The sequence below is a fragment of the Pseudoalteromonas sp. SG45-1 genome, from assembly GCF_014164135.1.
Classification (GTDB): domain Bacteria; phylum Pseudomonadota; class Gammaproteobacteria; order Enterobacterales; family Alteromonadaceae; genus Pseudoalteromonas; species Pseudoalteromonas distincta.
Window position 1 is genome coordinate 16,165 of sequence record NZ_JACJEP010000028.1, and the last position, 19,155, is coordinate 35,319.

Consider the following 19,155-nt stretch of genomic DNA (forward strand, 5'->3'; position numbering starts at 1 on the left):
ATTGTGGTGACCTGTTTTTTAAATCACACGCCTTAAAACAAATAAATATAACCGTTTAAGCCTTTTATCTGACAGGAAAACTATGCGCTCTATATATTGCGGACAGCTAAATAAAACTCACGTAGATCAAGAAGTTGAACTATGTGGCTGGATCAACAAACGACGTGACCTTGGTGGACTTATCTTTGTCGATTTACGCGATAGAGAAGGTTTAGTACAAGTTGTATTCGACTCTGACATTGAAGAGTTAATGAGTTCAGCTAACACACTTCGCCAAGAATTTTGTGTTCAGCTAAAAGGTACTGTACGTGCACGCCCTGATAGCCAAGTAAATAAAGATATGGCAACAGGTGAAATTGAAGTTTTAGGTACTGAGCTTACAATTATTAACCGCTCTGAACCGCTTCCACTTGATTTTAACCAAGTAAACTCAGAAGAGCGTCGTTTAAAATACCGTTACTTAGACCTACGTCGTCTAGAAATGAGTGACCGTATTAAATTACGTGCTAAAGCAAGCAGCTTTGTTCGTCGCTTTTTAGATGAAAACGGCTTTTTAGACATCGAAACACCTGTACTTACTAAAGCAACGCCAGAAGGCGCACGCGATTACTTAGTGCCAAGCCGCGTTCATAAAGGTAGTTTTTACGCTTTACCACAGTCTCCACAGTTATTTAAGCAATTGTTGATGATGTCGGGTTTTGACCGTTACTACCAAATTGTTAAATGTTTCCGTGATGAAGATTTACGTGCCGATCGTCAACCAGAATTTACCCAAATAGATATAGAAACCTCGTTCATGAGTTCTGATCAAGTACGTGGTATGACTGAAAAAATGATCCGCGAGATGTGGCAAACATTGTTAAACGTTGATTTAGGCGATTTTCCAATCATGCCTTACAGCGAGGCAATGAGCCTTTACGGTTCTGATAAGCCTGATTTACGTAACCCAATGAAGTTAGTTGATGTTGCAGATTTAGTTAAAGATGTAGAGTTTAATGTTTTCTCAGGTCCAGCTAACGACGAAAAAGGTCGTGTTGCTGTATTAACTGTACCGGGTGGCGCTAAGCTTTCTCGTAAACAGCTTGACGATTACACTAAGTTTATTGGTATTTACGGCGCTAAAGGCATGGCGTGGATGAAAGTAAATGACCACACTGCAGGCGCTGAGGGTGTTCAATCACCAGTGGCTAAGTTTTTAAGCGAAGACGTAATCACAAAATTACTTGAGCGTACTAATGCACAGTCTGGCGATATTATTTTATTCGGTGCCGATAAGCGCAATACGGTAAATGAAGCAATGGGCGCACTGCGCGTTAAGATTGGTGTTGACTTAGAAATCACTAACCTTAATAGTTGGGCACCACTTTGGGTTGTAGACTTCCCAATGTTTGAAGAAGATGACGAAGGCACATTACATGCTGTGCATCATCCATTCACTGCACCAAAAGATGTTACTGCAAGTGAGCTTGAAGCAAATCCAGCTGCGGCTATTTCAGATGCCTACGACATGGTATTAAACGGCTACGAAGTGGGTGGCGGTTCGGTACGTATTCATAATGCAGATATGCAAGAAACTGCATTTAGAATTTTAGGTATTAACGAGCAAGAGCAACAAGACAAGTTTGGCTTTTTACTTGATGCACTTAAATACGGCACACCACCACATGCTGGTTTAGCATTTGGTCTTGACCGTTTAGCAATGCTTTTATGTGGTACCGATAACATTCGTGACGTTATTGCTTTCCCTAAAACAACACAAGCGTCGTGTTTATTAACTAACGCGCCTAGTAAGCCTAATATGGATTCGTTAGCTGAGCTTGCAATCAGTGTTGTTGAAAAAGCGATACCTAGCGAAGAGTAATTTTTGTTTAGCTTATTGAGCTAAATTTAAAAACCCTTAAGTTATATGCTTAAGGGTTTTTTTGTGGTTAAATTTACAGCAACATGTATTTTAATCGAATAGACGAAAAAGGAATTATTATGTCGATCAATGCCACCTTACTTGGTGAATTTTTAGTTTTTTTTATTGTGCTGAGTATTCCTATTTTTGCTGTAATTAGCTACAAAATAGGTAAGCGTAAAAGTACTATGCCTGGAGTTTTAGCTTTTGTGGGTGGCTGTTTAGCGCTATTTCCACTATTTGCTTTGATTTTTATTGCAGTGCTTGCGCTTAAAAAAGATTTACCTAAAAATAACGTCTACGCCCAATAAAAACTAGGTTAATAGTGTCAATTTCAAATAATAATCACTACTTCGACGAGCAATTTAATGCTTTGCAGCACGAAGAGCAACTAACTGAAAATTCTGAGTTTGAAGAGTGCACATTTACCGATTGCGACTTTTCAGGCGGGCAGTTTAAAAATTGCCGATTTATACAGTGCAACTTTAAAAACTGTAATTTATCGTCACTAAAATGGAACTACAGCTCGCTTGAAGATGTAAGTTTTAGCCACTGTAAATTAAATAGTCTGCAATGGACTGACGTGGATTGGCCAGCGCTTAGTATTAACGCACCGGTGAGCTTTAATTATTGCGAGCTCAGTAATAGTTCTTTTTTTGAATTAACCCTCAAAGCCCTCAAACTAACACACTGCTTTGCCAAAAATGTTGATTTTAGACATGCTGATTTAAGCGGTAGTGAATTTACAGGAACAGATTTTCGCGATAGTGAGTTTTTTCAAACTAACTTAACAAAATGTGATTTTGTAGGTGCGACAGCGTTTAATATAGATTTGAATAATAATATTTTAGCGAATGCTAAGTTTGATCGCTTCGAAGCACTTAATTTACTTACCAGCCTTAATATAGAGCTTTGTGATTAATTTAGTTTAATATGATTACTAACTAGAAGCGACAGCTTGGCTGGGCTTCTAGATACTGCGTAACTGCGTAATTAACGGCTAGGGCCATTTTTATTACGTGCACTGGCAAGCTGTCTTGCGATTTCTAATAACGCAGGTGAAATATCTTCAGCGCCATCTTTAATTAGTTTTGTAACATCACCTGACGAAAACAGACCGTCACGTGGTGATTTAATACCTAACTCACGAACAAAATCCTTCGTTTTACCTGTGCTGCCTGTTTCAATAAACTTAAAAATAATACGTTCATTGTTGTTTTTAGCAGGGGTTTTTAGTGTTTCGATTTCGTCATGTATTGCAGTTAGTTTGTCTTCTAAAATTTCTATACGTTCTTGAATGCTATTGTATGATTTCATTTATTGGATCTTTTACTAAATATATTTAAACAATGGCGGCTATTATCGCATAGTTTGACAATAGAGAATGCAAAGCTATAAAGTAAAAGTTATTTTTAATTAAAAACAATAATTTATATAAATTTAAATATGCAAAAAACACTTAAAAAGCTTTTTATATTAAGCGCACTAGCTCTAAGCACATTAGTTATGAGCACAGCAAGCTATGCAAATGAGAACGTTATAACTGATAAAAGCCGTAATCGCGATATTCCTATCAATATTACATTGCCAGCTAATAATGCTAAGTGTACAGCGCAAGCAAAATGCCCTGTGGCGTTTATTAATGCGGGCTACGGTATTAGCCATAATGAATATACGTTTGTTAGTAATGCGTTTAATCAGCGCGGATACTTAACAGTAGCCGTTGCACATGAATTAAAAAGTGACCCTTACCTTAATCGTGAGCAACCTTACTTAACCACTCGCATGGAAAACTGGCACCGTGGCGTAGTAACGCTTAAGTTTTTAGTTAATGAGCTATCGAGTAAATACCCAGCGTACGACTTTACAAAACTCACCTTATTTGGGCACTCAAACGGCGGGGATATTTCCGCATTATATGGCTCTATTTATCCAAACGAAGTTAGCACTATTATTACGCTCGATCATCGCCGCATGTTGATCCCGCGCAATAAAAACATTCACGTACTTACTCTACGCGGTAGTGATTACCCAGCTGATGCGAATGTGCTGTTAAACGATTCAGAGCTGAATAAGTTTCCTGTTACGCAAATAATGATAGAAAAATCGCGTCATAACGATATGTACGATGGCGGGCCAAAATGGCTGGTGGATAGAATGAGTAAAGAAGTAGAGGGATTTTTAGATAGTAAAAATTAGGTTTATAAAAGTTAAATCACAGCGCAGTGTTACCTGCGCTATATTAATTTCACGGCAGTTATTCTACCAGTTCACTTACAATAACTGGGTTATTGTGTAGTGTTTTATGCACTGGGCATTTGTCGGCTATTTCGAGTAAACGCTGACGCTCAGGCTCTGTTAAGTCGCCACGTAAGGTGATTTTACGGGTAATGGCTTCAAGGTTACCGGTTTGCTCACAATCGTCGCAATCTTTGTTGTAATCGCGAGTGTGATCAAGTTCTACTTTAACATGCTCCAGTGGTAAGTTTTTACGTGTAGCGTACATACGTAGTGTCATGGCCGTACAGGCACCAAGCCCCGCTAATAAGTGATGATACGGATCGGGGCCTAAGTTTTTACCGCCTACCTTTATTGGCTCATCGGCAAGCCAAGTATGATCTTTGGTGCTTACGTGCTGAGTAAATACATGATCTTTTTCTTCAACAAGTACATTGCCACCCGTTAGGCTTGCGGCGTATTTTGTTTTGTCATATTTAACGTAGCGATTAGCCCACGTTGCAATAATTTCTGCAGCGTAGTCGGCATCGTTTTTATTAGTAAGTAAGTGATCGGCGTTATCTAGGCTAATAAAACTTTTAGGATGCTTAGCTGATGCATAAATTTTTTCAGCTTCACTAATATTTACAGTCGCATCAATAGGGGAGTGCATTACTAATAATGCGCGCTTAAGTTTACTTATGTGGCTTTTATCGTACTTGGCTATATCGTCAATAAATTGCTTTTTAATGGTAAATTCACGACCAGCTAAGTTAACTTTAGCTTCACCTTCTGCGTTAATTTCATCAAGGTGTGCTTCAAAGTTATGCGCTACGTGCTGCGCATCTGACGGTGCTCCAATGGTTGTAATAGCCGATACTTCAGGAATATGCTCAGCAGCAGCAAGAACGGCTGCCCCGCCTAAACTGTGGCCAATGAGTAGTTGCGGCGGAGCAAAATGCTCACGTAAATGATTTGCCGCAGATACTAAATCTTGAATGTTTGATGAAAAGTTACTGTTAGCAAAGTCGCCATCACTATTACCTAAACCGGTAAAGTCGAAACGCAGTACGGCGATACCTTGCTGTGTGAGTGCACGACTAATCCGTGTAGCTGCTGCAATGTCTTTACCGCATGTAAAGCAGTGTGCAAATAGCGCGTAAAACTTAACGTCACCAGAGGGAAGTTCAAGTTGGCCGGCAAGTTCTAAATCGCCGCTTTTAAAAGATACTTTTTGTCGCATGGGGAGCCTTATTTACACAAATAAAATATATTCTAATAATAAACCAGAGATAGTTACTAAACCTTGCAAATTCAACGTTTTTTTATCAGTTGATCTTGATCAAGCAAAGTGACAGTGACTATGCCTTGCGGACATATGTCCTTATGTTTTTGAGGTCATTTGTCTATCCTCGCATAGCGCTATAATGAAGGCTTTGCTACTTTATATAAGTAATTTAGCACTATTAAAAGCAACTCACTTCACACAACCTATTCACTGGAACGTACAATGCAATTACCTACTGTTGATTATAAAGCTCCCGATGCGGCTGCACAATTTGTTGAATCGTTAAGAAATACTGGATTTGGCGTTTTAAAAAACCACCCAATCCCACAGTCTTTAGTTGAGTCTATTTACAAAAATTGGCAAGACTTTTTTAACTCAGAGCAAAAGCACGACTTTTTATTCTCTAAAGAAACTCAAGACGGTTACTTTCCGCCTTCAGTATCAGAAGTAGCGAAAGGCTTTACAATAAAAGACATTAAAGAGTACTTTCATGTGTACCCTAAAGGTCGCGTTCCTGCCCAGCTTGAAGCTGATGTACGTGAATACTACCGTTTAGCAAGTGAATTTGCTGGCACATTATTAAGCTGGGTTCAGGCTGAAGCACCAGCTGATGTGCGTGCTAAGTTTTCAATTGATTTAAAAGACATGATTGCCGATTCTGAGCAAACATTGTTACGTATCCTACATTATCCACCAATGACGGGTGATGAAGAGCCTGGTGCTATTCGCGCAGCAGCCCATGGCGATATTAATTTATTAACTGTATTACCAGCTTCTAATGAGCCTGGTTTACAAGTTCAAAAAACAGATGGCGGTTGGTTAGACGTGCCATGTGATTTTGGCAGCTTAATTATTAATATCGGCGACATGCTACAAGAAGCGTCGGGCGGGTATTTCCCATCGACAATTCACCGTGTAATTAACCCAACGGGTAAAGCATCTACTAAATCGCGTATTTCATTACCGTTATTTTTACACCCGCATCCAGATGTTGTGCTTTCAGAGCGCTACACTGCAGATAGCTACTTGCAAGAACGTTTGCGTGAGTTAGGTGTTAAGTAACTCTAATACTTAGAGTAATTAAGTATAAACAAAAAACGGCCTATGGCCGTTTTTTGCATTTTTAAGCAACTTAATCACAGGTTTAACTTTAATAAACTATGCTCAATTGCCTGCAACGTAAATAATGGCATGCATTCTTAGCTACTACAGGTATAATGCGCGCAACTGGCTAATGTAGCCTTATTTAAAAGAGAGTTTATATGAGTTTTGAAGGTTTAGGTTTATCACAGTCTTTGGTTAATGCGGTTTTAGAAAAGGGCTATGAAACGCCAACGCCGATTCAGGCTCAAGCAATTCCTGCAATTATTGAACGCCGTGATGTTATGGCAGCAGCGCAAACAGGTACAGGTAAAACAGCAGGTTTTACATTACCACTTATTGAGCGCTTGTCGTCGGGTCCTAAAGCTAAAAGTAATCACGTACGTGCGCTTATTTTAACGCCTACACGTGAACTTGCTTTGCAAGTAAGTGAAAACGTTGAAGAGTACGCTAAGCATTCTGATGTGAGCTCATTTGTAGTTTACGGTGGCGTTAAAATTAACCCTCAAATGCAGCGTCTTCGTAAAGGTGTTGATATTTTAGTAGCAACGCCGGGTCGTTTAATCGACTTACATAATCAAAATGCAGTTAAATTTGATAGCGTTGAAGTGCTTGTACTGGATGAAGCTGACCGCATGTTAGACATGGGCTTTATTCACGACATTAAACGCTTAATTGCTAAAATGCCTGCTAAACGTCAAAACTTGATGTTTTCGGCTACATTTTCAGATGAAATTCGTGCATTAGCAAAAGGGTTAATTAATGACCCAGTTGAAATTTCAGTTGCAGCAAAAAATACCACTGCAAAAAGTGTTACTCAGTGCGTTTACGCGGTAGATAAAACACGTAAAACAGCATTGCTAAGCCACTTGATTCGCACTAACGATTGGCAACAAGTATTAGTGTTTAGCCGTACAAAGCACGGTGCTAACCGCTTAGTTAAACAACTTGAACGCGATGACATTGTAGGCGCGGCTATCCATGGTAATAAATCACAAGGCGCACGTGTTAAAGCACTTGATGGTTTTAAAAGTGGTGAAGTACGCGTATTAGTAGCAACAGACATTGTTGCACGTGGTTTAGACATTGTTGAATTACCGCATGTTGTTAACTACGACTTACCAAACGTATATGAAGATTATGTTCATCGTATTGGCCGTACAGGCCGTGCTGGTGCGTCGGGTCATGCGATTTCGTTTGTAACGGTTGATGATGCTGTTGATTTATACGGTATTGAACGCTTTATTGGTGAGCTTATTCCACGTGCTGAAGAAGACGGTTTTGAGCCTATTAACCCAGTAGCTGAACGCGCATTAGATGCTCGCCCACTGCCGGCTAAAAAGCCTAAGAAAAAGCAGCCTTTTAATAAGCCTAAATCTGATGGCAGCAAGCCTAACAGTAAAAAGCCGAACAATGGTGGAAATGGTACCGGCCCACGCCGTGGTGGTTCTAAAAAGCCAGCAGCTAAAACAGATGACAGCGCGCAAAACCCATGGGAAAAGCGTGAATCTGTTGGCGGTAATGGCCAACGCCGTCGTCGCACAAATAACGATTAATCATTATTAGTGATTGCACTAGCGTTTAATTAATTTAGAATTTAGTTAAATGCTGATACAAAAAACGCGCTCCCTTCTTTAATTAAATAGAAGCAGCGCGTTTTTTATTGTCTGTAATTTGTACTTACTGTATTGCCTGCCTGATTAAATAGTTAATACCCAAGCCGACAAATAAAGTAACACTTACGCTAAGTAATGTGCCTAGCATGACGTACTCGGTAAGTTTTTTATCTTTGCTTGCACTTAAATCACCAAACCTAAATACCGACTTTGCCGCAAGTAAAAAGCCAAGCCCTGCAAATTGGTCAAGCAATATAAAGCTCAGCATAAGTACGCGCTCAAGCATACCTATGCTTTGCCCTGCAAGTGGTAAGCTACCAGTACTTGAAAAGTTACTTGTTAAACGCTCTAACATCATTCTTATAAATACGGCGCAGGGGCTTAAAATAATTAAATAACCGCATACCACCCACAGTATTTTGGGATCAGTGAGCATATTTTTAATTGCAGCCATAAAGCTACTGTTATCTGTTAACCAAATACTGAGCGCAATAATAACGAGTATGTGCGCTATTTGATCTAGTAAAAAAGGCACCACGCCTTTATTAGAATACGATTTAGCTATATCAATAAAGTAATGGCTCAACATAATGCTCGCCGTGGCAATTAAAACACTGCTTAGTTGCTGCCACCCGAATATGTATTCCCACACGGTAATAATGAGTGCACTTGTTACACCATGCACTAGTACATGAAAATAAAGCTTGCTGGCTTTATAGTGACGGGTATTTCTGTCGTTTACCCAACTCATAGGTTGCCAGTAAAAATCAGCGAGTAAGTGGCCAATAATAAGCGCGACCAGTAAAAGTGAAAACGCCATTATTCACCTCCTTTAATTATATTTTTTATAACGTGTTGTGTGTGTTTAATAAAGCGTTCTATAAGTTGGTAGTGCGCTAAATTTAGTAGTTTGGTTACGTTTTCGCGACTTGTTTTAAGCTCTTTAGCCAGTGCCGCGTGGCTGTTGTCTGGTGATGTTAAATAGACATACAGGGCATTTGCTTGTTTTTGTGTGATTTTAGTGAGCAATACGTCGGCAAAGGCTAAATTAAGATTTAAGCTTTCATCGAGCTGCTGCTCGTTAATATTAAAAACAAAGCGTTGATTGCCTATTTTATCAAGGCCTTGCCCCGAAAGAGTAAAAGCAGAACCGGTTGCTGTTTTTATATCGCTGCGTGGGTTATCTATTTGCCCAAGTGCCAAGCTTTGTCGTAGTTCATAACCTGACGATTTAAGGTGTAAATATACAAGTATGGCATTTTTAAAAAGGAGCTGAGGATTATTAACTTGTAACTGAAAGGCATCGCCTCGGTATATATTCCAAAGTGTTTGCTCCCCCGAAATGTTTCGCAAACTTTGCTCTAGTTGATAAAGCATGGCATCGTATTGCTGCTTAGGGATTGTTTGCGATTTAATAATATCGCCGCTGATCACACCAATCATAAAAATCTCAAAATGGTTACTTTTTAATATGTAACCAATATTGGTTACATAAGGGTATGTAACTAATTTAGGTTACTTAAATATAAATTGCAAGGTACACTTATTTTATAACATTACTTTTATTGCTATTAATCCTCACTAGGACACTAAATGACTTTACAAAACGAGCAGCAAAGCACGAAACCACGGGTCGGTATTTTTGTTGATGTGCAAAATATTTATTACACGTGCCGTGAGAGTTACGGGAAAAATTTTGACTACAATGCGTTTTGGCGAATGATGGAGGCGCAATACAATATTGAGTGTGCTTTTGCGTATGCTATTTATCGAGGAGATGAAAAGCAAAATCAGTTTCAAAATATTTTGCGTGCGATTGGTTTTGAGGTAAAGCTAAAGCCATTTATTCAACGCCGTGATGGCAGTGCTAAAGGCGATTGGGATGTAGGCATAACAATAGACATGTTAGAGCAGGGTAAAAACCTTGATAAAGTTATTTTGCTCTCTGGCGATGGTGACTTTGCTTTGTTACTTGGGCATTTAAAAAATCAATATAATGTACCGTGCGATGTATACGGTGCTGACCGGTTAACTGCTGAGGTATTAAAACAAAGCGCAGAGCAATTTCATTTAATTGATAATACTTTGCTACTTTAACAGCAAAAAATAGTTAAAAAAGTGCAAGCTAAGTGCCTGCAACATGAGAGATTTTAATACAAAGCCGTAATAGATGAATTAAGCCTTATATAGGCTTTTTTTATTACTGTAATCAATTGGGTTTGCTAAATGATTATGGTAATTTTAAAGCATAACGAGTTACCAAGGACTTACATGCTTCATTACAGCAACATGCCACTAGATAGAGGCTCAAATTTTCGTAAAGACCCATCTTGGCTTAAAGCGCAAATGTCGGCGCAAAGTAAATGGGTTTTAGTTAAAAATAATCAAACCCTATTTATTAAAGATACCCCTAAAGTAAGCTATTTAACGTATCAACAAGTGGCACATTTAGATTTAACGAGTGCTATTTTTGTTGGTTTAAACAATGCTAAACATGGTGTGTTTGCATTGGATGTTTCTGATCTGGATGAAAGCGTACTTTCGCCTTTAATAGAGGGCGCTCAGTTTTTTGATATTCGCCAATATGGGCCTCAAGTAACCATTAAATATGCCTCAATAGCCGCCCTTGCGAGAGGGTTATGTTATTGGCATGCCACGCATCGTTTTTGTGGGCGCTGCGGTAGTAAAAACCGTTCAGTGGAAGCCGGGCATTCTCGTGTATGTGAAAACGAAAACTGTAAGCATCCTACATTCCCGCGTACCGATCCTGCGGTAATTATGGTCGTAACTAAAGTCTTTGCTGACGGAGTAGAACGCTGTTTATTAGGTCGCCAAGCTGCGTGGCCCACTGGTATGTATTCATCGCTTGCTGGATTTGTAGACCCAGGGGAGACACTAGAACAAGCTGTTGCGCGTGAAGTTAAAGAAGAGGCAGGCATAGAAGTTGATAACGTACGTTATGTAGCATCTCAGCCATGGCCGTTCCCATCGTCAATTATGCTTGGTTTTTTTGCAGAGGCGACATCTGAGGAAATTAACGTAGATAAAGAAGAGCTAGACGATGCAAAATGGTTTAGCCGTGAAGACCTAGCACAATTTGGTAATTGGCACGAAGAAGGTGAGCATTTAAAGCTGCCTAGAACCGACTCTATCTCTCGTTATTTAATTGAGCATTGGCGCACAAACCCTTAAGGATTAACAATGTCGAGTAAAAGTAATAAAAACACTCAGCTGGTATCATCAGGGCGAAAAAAAGCCTATACACATGGCGTAGTAAATCCCGTTGTACAGCGTGCATCTACCATTGTATTTGATACTGTAGCCGATTTAAAAGAAGCAGCTAAAACCCGTGGCGATAAAACGTTATTTTATGGGCGCCGAGGAACAACAACACACTTTGCGCTACAAGAAGCGATTACAGAACTTGAAGGCGGCGAAGGGTGTGCATTGTACCCTTGTGGCGCTGCGGCGATCAGCCAAGTATTTTTATCGTTTTTAAAAACCGGTGATCATATTTTAATGGTTGATAACGTGTACGAACCAACTCGCGATTTTTGCGATAAAATTTTAGTGGGGCTGGGCATTACAACAACCTATTACCCGCCAACCATTGGCGCAGGTATTAAAGATTATATTCAGCCAAATACTAAAGTGTTGTTTTTAGAATCTCCAGGTTCTATTACGATGGAAGTGCAAGATGTGCCCGCTATGGTAAAAGTAGCCAATGAGCACAACGTAATGACCATGCTTGATAATACCTACGGTAACGGCTTACATTATCGCCCGTTAGAGCACGGTGTTGATATTAGTATTCAAGCTGCAACAAAGTATATTGTTGGCCATTCAGACGTGATGATGGGGGTGGCTGTTGCTAATAAAAAGTACTGGCCAACCTTGCGCGAAAACTCATACTTACTAGGGCAATGTACCAGTGCCGATGATGCGTATTTAGCACTTAGAGGCCTGCGTACAATGGGTGTGCGTTTAAATCAACATGAAAAAGCAGCAATAGAAGTAGCTAAATGGCTTGAGCAACATGAGCTTGTTGATCATATTCGACACCCTGCATTTGAAAGCTGCCCAGGGCATGAGTTCTTTAAACGTGACTTTGATGGCAGTAATGGGTTGTTTTCATTTGTGATGAAAACCGGCAATCAAAAAGCGATTGATGCATTTTTAGATAGCCTTGAGCATATCAAAATGGGCTTTTCGTGGGGCGGTTTTGAAAGCTTAGTAACGGCTAATTTAACTATGAAAGGGCTGCGCTCAAATACAGGCTGGGATTTAGGGCCGGTTATTCGCCTGCACATAGGCCTTGAAGATGTAGAAGATTTAATTAGCGATTTAAGCCAAGCACTTGAGGTTTATAAGCAGTATTTATAATTTATATCGCAATTTATGTTGTTACATTTAAATGTATTGTTACAAAGCTCACCATAGGTGGGCTTTTTTTTGCTGGTAATTCAAGGTGTTTACACTTAGTGTGGATAAATACACAGAAAATAAAAAGTCATTAAGGATAGTCAATGGCAACACCATTACCGATAAACGTAGGGCGATTAACGCAAATAGCGGGATTTGAGCTTGTACGTATGTTTTTAACTAAACGTGGACTTATTGCATTAGCTGCCTTTGCATTGGTGTGGCTAATAATACTGCGCTACCCAATAGGGCAGGCAGTAGGCATTGTAAGTGCGCCTGATTTTGAGCAAATAGCCCGTGATATATCAGGTTCTATTGGTTTAAGTAAATTATTGGATTGGCCTGAGGCCGAATTTGCTATGTACTGGTTAATAGCCCTTTATAGCTTTCCCGTTTTTGGTTTATTTATTTGTAGCGACCAAACGGTAGGCGATAGAGAGCGCGGCACACTAAGGTTTTTATCACTGCGCTCCACTCGCTTCGAAATACTGTTTGGCCGTTTTTTAGGGCAGCTAGGAGTATTAGCATGTTTGGTGGGTATAACGCTTGTGGCTACACTCGCGGTATTGGGTTTTAGAGATCCAAGTTTACTGGCTGGTGGTTTTGCCCGTGCGCTTTCTATATTTTTAATATTAGTGATTACTTTGTGCCCATTTGTAGCACTAATGACGTTAATTAATACCTTTGCTCGCTCATCGCGTTTATCTATTGTATTGGCAATTTTATATTTTGCAGCAGGCGGTATTGTAGTTGGTATATTGCAATGGCAAATACCCGCATTAGGCTTGCTTGATTATTTATTTCCGGGTGTGCAAATAGAGCTATTAGCGGGGCAAAATTTACCATTATTGAGCACTGTGGCTATTCCCCTTGTGCAAACTGCGGTATTACTAAGCGTTGCTCAACGTATTTTTGCAAGGAGCTCACTATGAGACCATTAATTACAGCTAGCGGTTTGAGTAAATCGTATGGTGCAAAACTTGCGCTTAATAATGTGGACTTTGAAATTAACAAAGGCGCGCCAGTGGCACTTGTTGGGCCAAATGGTGCGGGTAAAACTACCTTATTTAGTTTGTTGTGCGGCTATATTGCGCCAAGTAAAGGCAGCCTTGAAATATTAGGGCATAAACCTGGTAGTGCTGCTTTATTTAATAAAGTAAGTGCATTACCGCAAGACGCGCAACTTGACCCTCGTTTTAATATAGATAAGCAACTCGCCTTTTATGCAAAGCTGCAAGGTATGGGTGCTAAGCAAAGTCAAACTGAGGCGCTACGTGTACTTGATTTAGTTGGCTTAAAAGAAATTGCAAAGCAGCGTGCGGGGGATTTATCGCACGGTATGCGCAAGCGCGTTACGATAGCGCAAGCACTTATTGGCGCACCACAAATTGTAATGCTTGATGAAGCAACCGCAGGGCTTGATCCGATTCATGCCAGAGAAGTACGTGAGCTGGTATCAGAATTAAGTGAACAGGCTACATTTATTTTAAGCTCTCACGATTTAACTGAGCTTGAGCGACTATGCTCACAGGTACTTCATTTAGATAAAGGCGTACTAAGCGAGCATCAAACAAAAACTAATAATACCGATAAACACTTTTATACATTAATGCTAAGCGAGGCTTATCAAAATGTTGAGCAACAGCTTCAAGCAATTGCAGGTGTGAGTCGTGTGTATATGAGCCAACATAAAGAATATGTAGTTGAGTATCAGCCAACGAGCGATCCACTTGATATTGCACTACTGAATTTTTGTCATCAACAACACTGGCAGTACCGGCAGTTAGTTAATGGTCATACATTAGAGAATCAAATATTTAAACAGGAGAAAGTATAATGGGTTTACTTAGCGGACTTATGGGTAATGCAAGCGAAGTTGACGATTCTGATTTAGAAAAAATCCTCGCCAATACATTAATTGACGGCGAGCAAGTAGAAAAAGCATATAAAGTAGTACGTGATATGTTTATTTTTACTAATAAGCGCTTAATCTTAATTGATAAGCAAGGTATGACCGGTTCTAAAATGGAAATGGTGAGTATTGCTTACTCTAAAATTACCAAGTTTAGTAAAGAAAGTGCAGGCCATTTTGACTTAGATGCCGAGCTAAAAATATGGGTTGGCTCAGATCCAACACCAATTTGTAAAGAGTTTAAGTCTGGCGATAATATTAACGATGTTTACCGAATTATTAGCCAACACGCGCTTTAATACAGTACATGTTTTAAGTAGTTGTTGACTAGATGTTGCAACTACTTTAATTTTACAGTTTACAACACTTCCTTACAATTAACTTAATAAATACAACTGGTTAGTTAAGTTTTCATTCAGTTTCCTAACGTTAGCATGTGCCTCGACTTTAGCAATACAGCTAGAGCACAAAAAGCAATGTACATAGGGAAGTCTTACAATGAAAAAATTAGCAGTTATTATTTCGAGCATTTTATTATCTAGCACTGCGGCTGCTGCAGACAGCTATAATTCAATTAGTAACCTAAGCTACAAAAATAGCGATAACAACGACACCGTTGCTGTAGATTCTATTTACTACTTATCTCCTAAAAAAACTTTAGGTCCGTACGATCAGTTTGAATACATCAATAAACAAACTAACGTATATGGTGGCTATGCTGATGACGACTTTGGCGATTTAACATCAGTTGGTGGTGAGTACTTCATTAATGAATTTGTTGTTGGCGCATCTTACGAAAACCTAGACCCAGATTCAGGTTCTAACAGTGAGCTTTATAAACTGACGGGTGGTTACTTTTTCAACCCTGATTTACTTGCAAAAGTAACACTAGTTGAAAACAAAGACGGCGACGATTACGCATTATTTGATTTAGCTTACAACTACATGCTAAACAGCACAGATTACGTAGGTGTTACACTTACATCAGACGACGATTTTGATTACCGTGCAGTTGCTGCTAAATACTTTATTGATTTACAGCAAGGTAACTACCTAACTTTTGAAGGTAAATACGAAAGCATTGATGACGCAGAAAACCAATGGGTAGCAGAAACTAATTACTACTTCTCAAAAGCAACATCTGTATTTGCTAACTACAACAAGCAAGACACTTACAGCTTTGGTGCTCAACACTTTATCAATAAAAATATTGGTGTAAAGGTGGGTTACGAAAACAACGCTGATGATTCTGATAACGATGCGTACTTTGCTAACATGCGTTTTCAGTTTTAATTAAGTCCCGTACTTAGTTAATACAAAAGTAATATCAAAAGCCCGCTAAATTTAGCGGGCTTTGTCGTTTTTAAACGTTTGAGTTTTTAACTGTAAATTATTACCAGTCGCAATTACGCCCTTTATTTTGCTCATCTAAATACTTCTTTTAAATTATAAATAGAGTCGCCATGAATGGCTAAATTGTTATTAAAGTCATTAAATGCAGTCGATGATAATAGCTATAAAATAGTAAGTATTGGAGTTGTTTTTGCTAGTAAACAATGGTTATTGGGAAAAAACAGATAAAAATATGCACTGATACAAACCTATTTTTCATTATAAATACAGAAATAGTGAATTAAATATAGTCATTATTTTGAGAAATTAGAAAAATTTAGTGAGGGGAGGTTATATTAATGAGGTTTATCGAATAATTAAGTTGTGCTCAATTTGGCGGCAACTTGTACCTTATTTGTTACTTTTAAAGTTTAAATGATGACAGACTATTGTTACGCAGATTTTGTTGATACTTATTATTTACATTCGCTCGTAATTACTTACATTTCAAGTGGTTTTAATCTAACCTCTTATTCAGTTTTTGTTCATTTTTTTGGCGTTAGGATGCGCCCCGACTTTGGCTAGACAGCTGAGGCATAAAAGTAATATTTATAGGGAATTTAAAATGAAAAAATTAGCCGTTATCATTTCGAGCATTTTATTATCAAGCGCTGCAACCACTGCAATAGCCGCAGATACTTACCAATCAATCAGCCATGTAGGATACGTGGATGTAGATGGTGATGACACACTAAGTGTTGACTCAACTTATTATTTTTCTCCAAAAGCGACGTTAGGTCCTTACGATCAATTTGAGTACATCAATAAGCAAACAAATGTTTATGGTGCATACAGTGATAATGATTTTGCAGATGTTACTAGCATTGGCGGTGAGTATTTTGTAGAAGATTTTGTATTAGGTGCACAGTACAATAATTTCGATAGTGATTTTGGCTCAAGCACGGATGTAATTGAACTTTCTGCAGGTTACTTCTTTAATCCAAACCTTTTATTAAAAGCAACGTTTGTTGATGTAGAAGATGCTGAGAATCAGTTTGTGTTTGACCTAGCATATAACCACGAATTAAATAGCACTGATTATATCGGTTTCACAGTAACAGCAGATGATGAGTTTGATTACCGTGCAGTAGCAGCTAAGTACTTTGCTGATTTACAGCAAGGTAACTACTTGACTGTTGAAGGTAAATTTGAAGATGTTGATGGTGGTTCAAGTAACTGGGAATTAGCATCTAACTACTATTTCAGCAAAGCAACATCGGTTTTTGTTACAGTTAATAAAAATGATGATTACACTCTTGGTGCTCAACACTTTTTCAACAACAATGTTGGTTTAGAAGCAGGTTACGGCAATAACTGGGATGATTCTGATTATGATGCTTACTTTGCAAATTTAAGCTTACAGTTCTAATTTAACTAAAATTAGAATATGAATAAAAAGCCCGCTCATTTGAGCGGGCTTTTTATTCAGCGCTATTTACCAGCCGCAGTTGCGGCCTTCGTTTTGTTTATCTAAATATGTTTGTAATGGTGCAAAGTAATCGAGCATTGCTGTTGCATCCATTTGCGGCTTACCTGTTACAGTTTCAAGCGCTTCTTGCCAAGGGCGAGATGAACCCATTTCAAGCATAGCGTTTAGCCTATCCCCTGCTTCTTTTGAATTATAAATAGAGCAGCGATGAATGGCTTTATCGTTACCGGCAATTTCACATAAGCTGCGATGAAACTCAAATTGTAAAATATGCGCTAAAAAGTAACGTGTATAAGGCGTGTTACCCGGAACGTGGTACTTAGCACCCGGATCAAAGTCGTTTTCGCTACGTGCGATAGGAGCTTGCACTCCTTGGTATTTTTCACGTAATTCCCACCAAGCTTTATTGTAGTTCTCTGGGGTTACTTCACCTGAAAATACCTGCCAACGCCACTGATCAACCATTAAGCTAAACGGTACAAAGGCTACTTTATCAAGTGCCATTTTCATCAACAAACCGATATCTTTAGATTCATCAGGTACTTGTTCAAGTAAGCCGATTTCTTTTAAGTAACCTGGTGTAACCGATAAGGCAATGGTGTCTCCAATGGCTTCATGAAAACCATCGTTTGCACTTTCTTGATAAAATAAAGGCTGTTTATTATAAGCGCGTTGATAAAAGTTATGACCTAATTCATGATGAATAACTGAAAACTCTTCGCCTGTGCGCTGAATACACATTTTAATGCGTAAATCGTCTTTGCTATCGATATTCCATGCTGATGCATGACACTGCACATCTCTGTCTTTTGGTTTTACAAACAATGAACGCTCGTAAAATGTCTCTGGTAGCGCATCAAAACCCATTGAGGTAAAAAAGTTTTCAGCCCCTTTGACCATTTTAAGTTCGTCGTAATTATTTTGAGCTAATAACTCGGTTACGTCGTAACCCGGATCGGCGTTTTCTGGTGCAACTACATCGTAAATATTACCCCATGCTTGCGCCCACATATTACCGAGTAAGTGTGCTGGTATTGGCTGATCTTGAGGTACTTTGTCGGTGCCGTACTTTTCACCTAACTTTGCGCGAACATGGCAATGTAGCGAGTTATAAAGTGGTTTAACTTGGCCCCAAATACGGTCAAGCTCAGTGGTAAAGTCATCAGCAGGCATATCGTATTTACTGCGCCACATAGCGCCCGTATCGGCATAACCAAGCTCCTTCGCACCTTCGTTGGTAAGTGCTACTTGTTGCTCGTAAAGTGGGCGCATGGGTTTTGATATTTCACGCCAGCCTTGCCATAAATCAAGTAGTTCGTTGTAATCTCGGCTGGTGGCCATTTTTGAGGTCATGTCGCCAAGGCTCAAACAGCTGCCATCTTCTTTACAGTATTTACCTTTACCATATAGCCCGCCAAGCTCTGCAACAATTTGTGAAAGCTTCGCTGTTTTATCAGCGTCTTGTGGGGCTGGAAGTGTAAGTGCTAGTTTTAGTTTATCAAGCTTACGGCGAGCATCGTAATCAAGCTCTAGTTCGTCGTATTTTGCAGCTTCATTTGCTAAACGCACGACTGTTTCGGTCATTTTACGGTTAACTTCAGCCGATAGAGCAGATGTATCGTGAGTAATAAAGTTTGCGTAAATCCACTCTGCACGGCTCGATTCTAAATAAAGTGCACTTAGTTCTTTTTCTGTGTTTGTTATAAATGTATTTGCATCTTTAGCTGTTACAGCTTTTTTAGTGTGTGGTGAATCGGTAGTGTCGATAGATACTTGCGCATCGCAGGCCGTTAAAGCAAGAGTACTTGCTACCATTAAGGCGCTCATACTTAGTTTAAATCGAAAAGGGGTCATGCTATTCCTTTAATTTATTGTTAT

The 19,155-nt window shown here is 39.2% G+C and carries 19 protein-coding genes; 14 read left to right on the plus strand and 5 right to left on the minus strand.

Annotation, left to right across the window (positions count from 1 at the left end; genetic code table 11):
• Nucleotides 1–82 precede the first annotated feature (82 nt).
• The 3 genes from aspS (at nt 83) to H5117_RS17620 (ending at nt 2,822) form a co-directional block, all read left to right on the plus strand.
• The gene (aspS, locus tag H5117_RS17610; protein ID WP_182738791.1) at nt 83–1,861 is read left to right on the plus strand and encodes an aspartate--tRNA ligase; all 1,779 of its coding nucleotides are present in this window, start codon (nt 83–85) and stop codon (nt 1,859–1,861) included.
• Between the two features lie 119 nt (nt 1,862–1,980).
• Nucleotides 1,981–2,211 (plus strand): hypothetical protein, encoded by a 231-nt coding sequence (locus H5117_RS17615; RefSeq protein ID WP_182682283.1) that lies wholly within the window; start codon nt 1,981–1,983, stop codon nt 2,209–2,211.
• Between the two features lie 14 nt (nt 2,212–2,225).
• Nucleotides 2,226–2,822: a pentapeptide repeat-containing protein gene (locus H5117_RS17620; RefSeq protein ID WP_182738792.1), complete on the plus strand. Its 597-nt coding sequence runs from the start codon at nt 2,226–2,228 to the stop codon at nt 2,820–2,822.
• A gap of 71 nt (nt 2,823–2,893) precedes the next feature.
• On the opposite strand, the gene H5117_RS17625 is transcribed toward H5117_RS17620, so the two are convergent.
• Nucleotides 2,894–3,217, minus strand: coding sequence for a hypothetical protein (locus H5117_RS17625; protein WP_002959968.1), 324 nt, complete (start codon nt 3,215–3,217; stop codon nt 2,894–2,896).
• A 129-nt stretch (nt 3,218–3,346) separates the two neighbouring features.
• Between H5117_RS17625 and H5117_RS17630 the strand changes: the two genes are divergently transcribed.
• Nucleotides 3,347–4,099: an alpha/beta hydrolase gene (locus H5117_RS17630; protein ID WP_182738793.1), complete on the plus strand. Its 753-nt coding sequence runs from the start codon at nt 3,347–3,349 to the stop codon at nt 4,097–4,099.
• 58 nt (nt 4,100–4,157) lie between these two features.
• Here H5117_RS17630 and H5117_RS17635 read toward each other — a convergent pair whose 3' ends face one another.
• Nucleotides 4,158–5,360 carry a bifunctional alpha/beta hydrolase/OsmC family protein gene (locus tag H5117_RS17635; RefSeq protein ID WP_182738794.1) on the minus strand — a complete coding sequence of 401 codons (1,203 nt, stop codon included), beginning with the start codon at nt 5,358–5,360 and terminating at the stop codon, nt 4,158–4,160.
• A gap of 267 nt (nt 5,361–5,627) precedes the next feature.
• Between H5117_RS17635 and H5117_RS17640 the strand changes: the two genes are divergently transcribed.
• Nucleotides 5,628–6,467, plus strand: a complete 840-nt coding sequence (locus H5117_RS17640) for an isopenicillin N synthase family oxygenase (RefSeq protein WP_008172584.1) — start codon at nt 5,628–5,630, stop codon at nt 6,465–6,467.
• A 200-nt stretch (nt 6,468–6,667) separates the two neighbouring features.
• Entirely contained in the window at nt 6,668–8,062 is a 1,395-nt protein-coding gene (locus H5117_RS17645) for a DEAD/DEAH box helicase (RefSeq protein WP_182738795.1), read from the plus strand.
• Between the two features lie 124 nt (nt 8,063–8,186).
• Here H5117_RS17645 and H5117_RS17650 read toward each other — a convergent pair whose 3' ends face one another.
• Nucleotides 8,187–8,942: a DUF3307 domain-containing protein gene (locus tag H5117_RS17650; RefSeq protein WP_182738796.1), complete on the minus strand. Its 756-nt coding sequence runs from the start codon at nt 8,940–8,942 to the stop codon at nt 8,187–8,189.
• The gene (locus H5117_RS17655) at nt 8,942–9,565 is read right to left on the minus strand and encodes a hypothetical protein (RefSeq protein ID WP_149602927.1); all 624 of its coding nucleotides are present in this window, start codon (nt 9,563–9,565) and stop codon (nt 8,942–8,944) included. Before H5117_RS17655 ends, H5117_RS17650 begins: the two co-directional genes overlap by 1 nt.
• Nucleotides 9,566–9,715: 150 nt before the next feature.
• Here H5117_RS17655 and H5117_RS17660 point away from each other — a divergent pair, with 150 nt between their 5' ends.
• The 8 genes from H5117_RS17660 (at nt 9,716) to H5117_RS17695 (ending at nt 17,217) form a co-directional block, all read left to right on the plus strand.
• Nucleotides 9,716–10,219 (plus strand): NYN domain-containing protein, encoded by a 504-nt coding sequence (locus tag H5117_RS17660; protein WP_002962844.1) that lies wholly within the window; start codon nt 9,716–9,718, stop codon nt 10,217–10,219.
• Between the two features lie 174 nt (nt 10,220–10,393).
• Complete coding sequence (nudC, locus tag H5117_RS17665; RefSeq protein WP_182738806.1) at nt 10,394–11,314, plus strand: NAD(+) diphosphatase; 921 nt, start codon at nt 10,394–10,396, stop codon at nt 11,312–11,314.
• Between the two features lie 9 nt (nt 11,315–11,323).
• A complete protein-coding gene (locus H5117_RS17670; RefSeq protein ID WP_008139073.1) occupies nt 11,324–12,505 on the plus strand; it encodes a cystathionine beta-lyase in 1,182 nt (393 codons plus the stop codon).
• Between the two features lie 143 nt (nt 12,506–12,648).
• A complete protein-coding gene (locus H5117_RS17675; RefSeq protein WP_182738797.1) occupies nt 12,649–13,476 on the plus strand; it encodes an ABC transporter permease in 828 nt (275 codons plus the stop codon).
• Entirely contained in the window at nt 13,473–14,381 is a 909-nt protein-coding gene (locus H5117_RS17680) for an ABC transporter ATP-binding protein (RefSeq protein WP_007377980.1), read from the plus strand. Before H5117_RS17675 ends, H5117_RS17680 begins: the two co-directional genes overlap by 4 nt.
• Nucleotides 14,381–14,755 (plus strand): PH domain-containing protein, encoded by a 375-nt coding sequence (locus H5117_RS17685; RefSeq protein WP_182738798.1) that lies wholly within the window; start codon nt 14,381–14,383, stop codon nt 14,753–14,755. Before H5117_RS17680 ends, H5117_RS17685 begins: the two co-directional genes overlap by 1 nt.
• A 199-nt stretch (nt 14,756–14,954) precedes the next feature.
• Complete coding sequence (locus H5117_RS17690; RefSeq protein ID WP_002962833.1) at nt 14,955–15,749, plus strand: putative porin; 795 nt, start codon at nt 14,955–14,957, stop codon at nt 15,747–15,749.
• A gap of 664 nt (nt 15,750–16,413) precedes the next feature.
• Nucleotides 16,414–17,217 carry a putative porin gene (locus tag H5117_RS17695; protein ID WP_182738799.1) on the plus strand — a complete coding sequence of 268 codons (804 nt, stop codon included), beginning with the start codon at nt 16,414–16,416 and terminating at the stop codon, nt 17,215–17,217.
• Between the two features lie 66 nt (nt 17,218–17,283).
• Here H5117_RS17695 and H5117_RS17700 read toward each other — a convergent pair whose 3' ends face one another.
• Nucleotides 17,284–19,131, minus strand: a complete 1,848-nt coding sequence (locus H5117_RS17700; protein WP_182738800.1) for a M2 family metallopeptidase — start codon at nt 19,129–19,131, stop codon at nt 17,284–17,286.
• Between the last annotated feature and the right edge of the window lie 24 nt (nt 19,132–19,155).

What these genes read in the sequence shown, in the direction of transcription:
- H5117_RS17625 (WP_002959968.1), bottom strand. Translation starts at nt 3,217, where the DNA reads ATGAAATCATACAATAGCATTCAAGAACGTATAGAAATTTTAGAAGAC.
- H5117_RS17655 (WP_149602927.1), bottom strand. Translation starts at nt 9,565, where the DNA reads ATGATTGGTGTGATCAGCGGCGATATTATTAAATCGCAAACAATCCCT.
- H5117_RS17675 (WP_182738797.1), top strand. Translation starts at nt 12,649, where the DNA reads ATGGCAACACCATTACCGATAAACGTAGGGCGATTAACGCAAATAGCG.
- H5117_RS17635 (WP_182738794.1), bottom strand. Translation starts at nt 5,360, where the DNA reads ATGCGACAAAAAGTATCTTTTAAAAGCGGCGATTTAGAACTTGCCGGC.
- H5117_RS17660 (WP_002962844.1), top strand. Translation starts at nt 9,716, where the DNA reads ATGACTTTACAAAACGAGCAGCAAAGCACGAAACCACGGGTCGGTATT.
- H5117_RS17615 (WP_182682283.1), top strand. Translation starts at nt 1,981, where the DNA reads ATGTCGATCAATGCCACCTTACTTGGTGAATTTTTAGTTTTTTTTATT.
- nudC (WP_182738806.1), top strand. Translation starts at nt 10,394, where the DNA reads ATGCTTCATTACAGCAACATGCCACTAGATAGAGGCTCAAATTTTCGT.
- H5117_RS17695 (WP_182738799.1), top strand. Translation starts at nt 16,414, where the DNA reads ATGAAAAAATTAGCCGTTATCATTTCGAGCATTTTATTATCAAGCGCT.
- H5117_RS17630 (WP_182738793.1), top strand. Translation starts at nt 3,347, where the DNA reads ATGCAAAAAACACTTAAAAAGCTTTTTATATTAAGCGCACTAGCTCTA.
- H5117_RS17645 (WP_182738795.1), top strand. Translation starts at nt 6,668, where the DNA reads ATGAGTTTTGAAGGTTTAGGTTTATCACAGTCTTTGGTTAATGCGGTT.
- H5117_RS17685 (WP_182738798.1), top strand. Translation starts at nt 14,381, where the DNA reads ATGGGTTTACTTAGCGGACTTATGGGTAATGCAAGCGAAGTTGACGAT.
- H5117_RS17650 (WP_182738796.1), bottom strand. Translation starts at nt 8,942, where the DNA reads ATGGCGTTTTCACTTTTACTGGTCGCGCTTATTATTGGCCACTTACTC.
- aspS (WP_182738791.1), top strand. Translation starts at nt 83, where the DNA reads ATGCGCTCTATATATTGCGGACAGCTAAATAAAACTCACGTAGATCAA.
- H5117_RS17680 (WP_007377980.1), top strand. Translation starts at nt 13,473, where the DNA reads ATGAGACCATTAATTACAGCTAGCGGTTTGAGTAAATCGTATGGTGCA.
- H5117_RS17700 (WP_182738800.1), bottom strand. Translation starts at nt 19,131, where the DNA reads ATGACCCCTTTTCGATTTAAACTAAGTATGAGCGCCTTAATGGTAGCA.
- H5117_RS17690 (WP_002962833.1), top strand. Translation starts at nt 14,955, where the DNA reads ATGAAAAAATTAGCAGTTATTATTTCGAGCATTTTATTATCTAGCACT.
- H5117_RS17670 (WP_008139073.1), top strand. Translation starts at nt 11,324, where the DNA reads ATGTCGAGTAAAAGTAATAAAAACACTCAGCTGGTATCATCAGGGCGA.
- H5117_RS17640 (WP_008172584.1), top strand. Translation starts at nt 5,628, where the DNA reads ATGCAATTACCTACTGTTGATTATAAAGCTCCCGATGCGGCTGCACAA.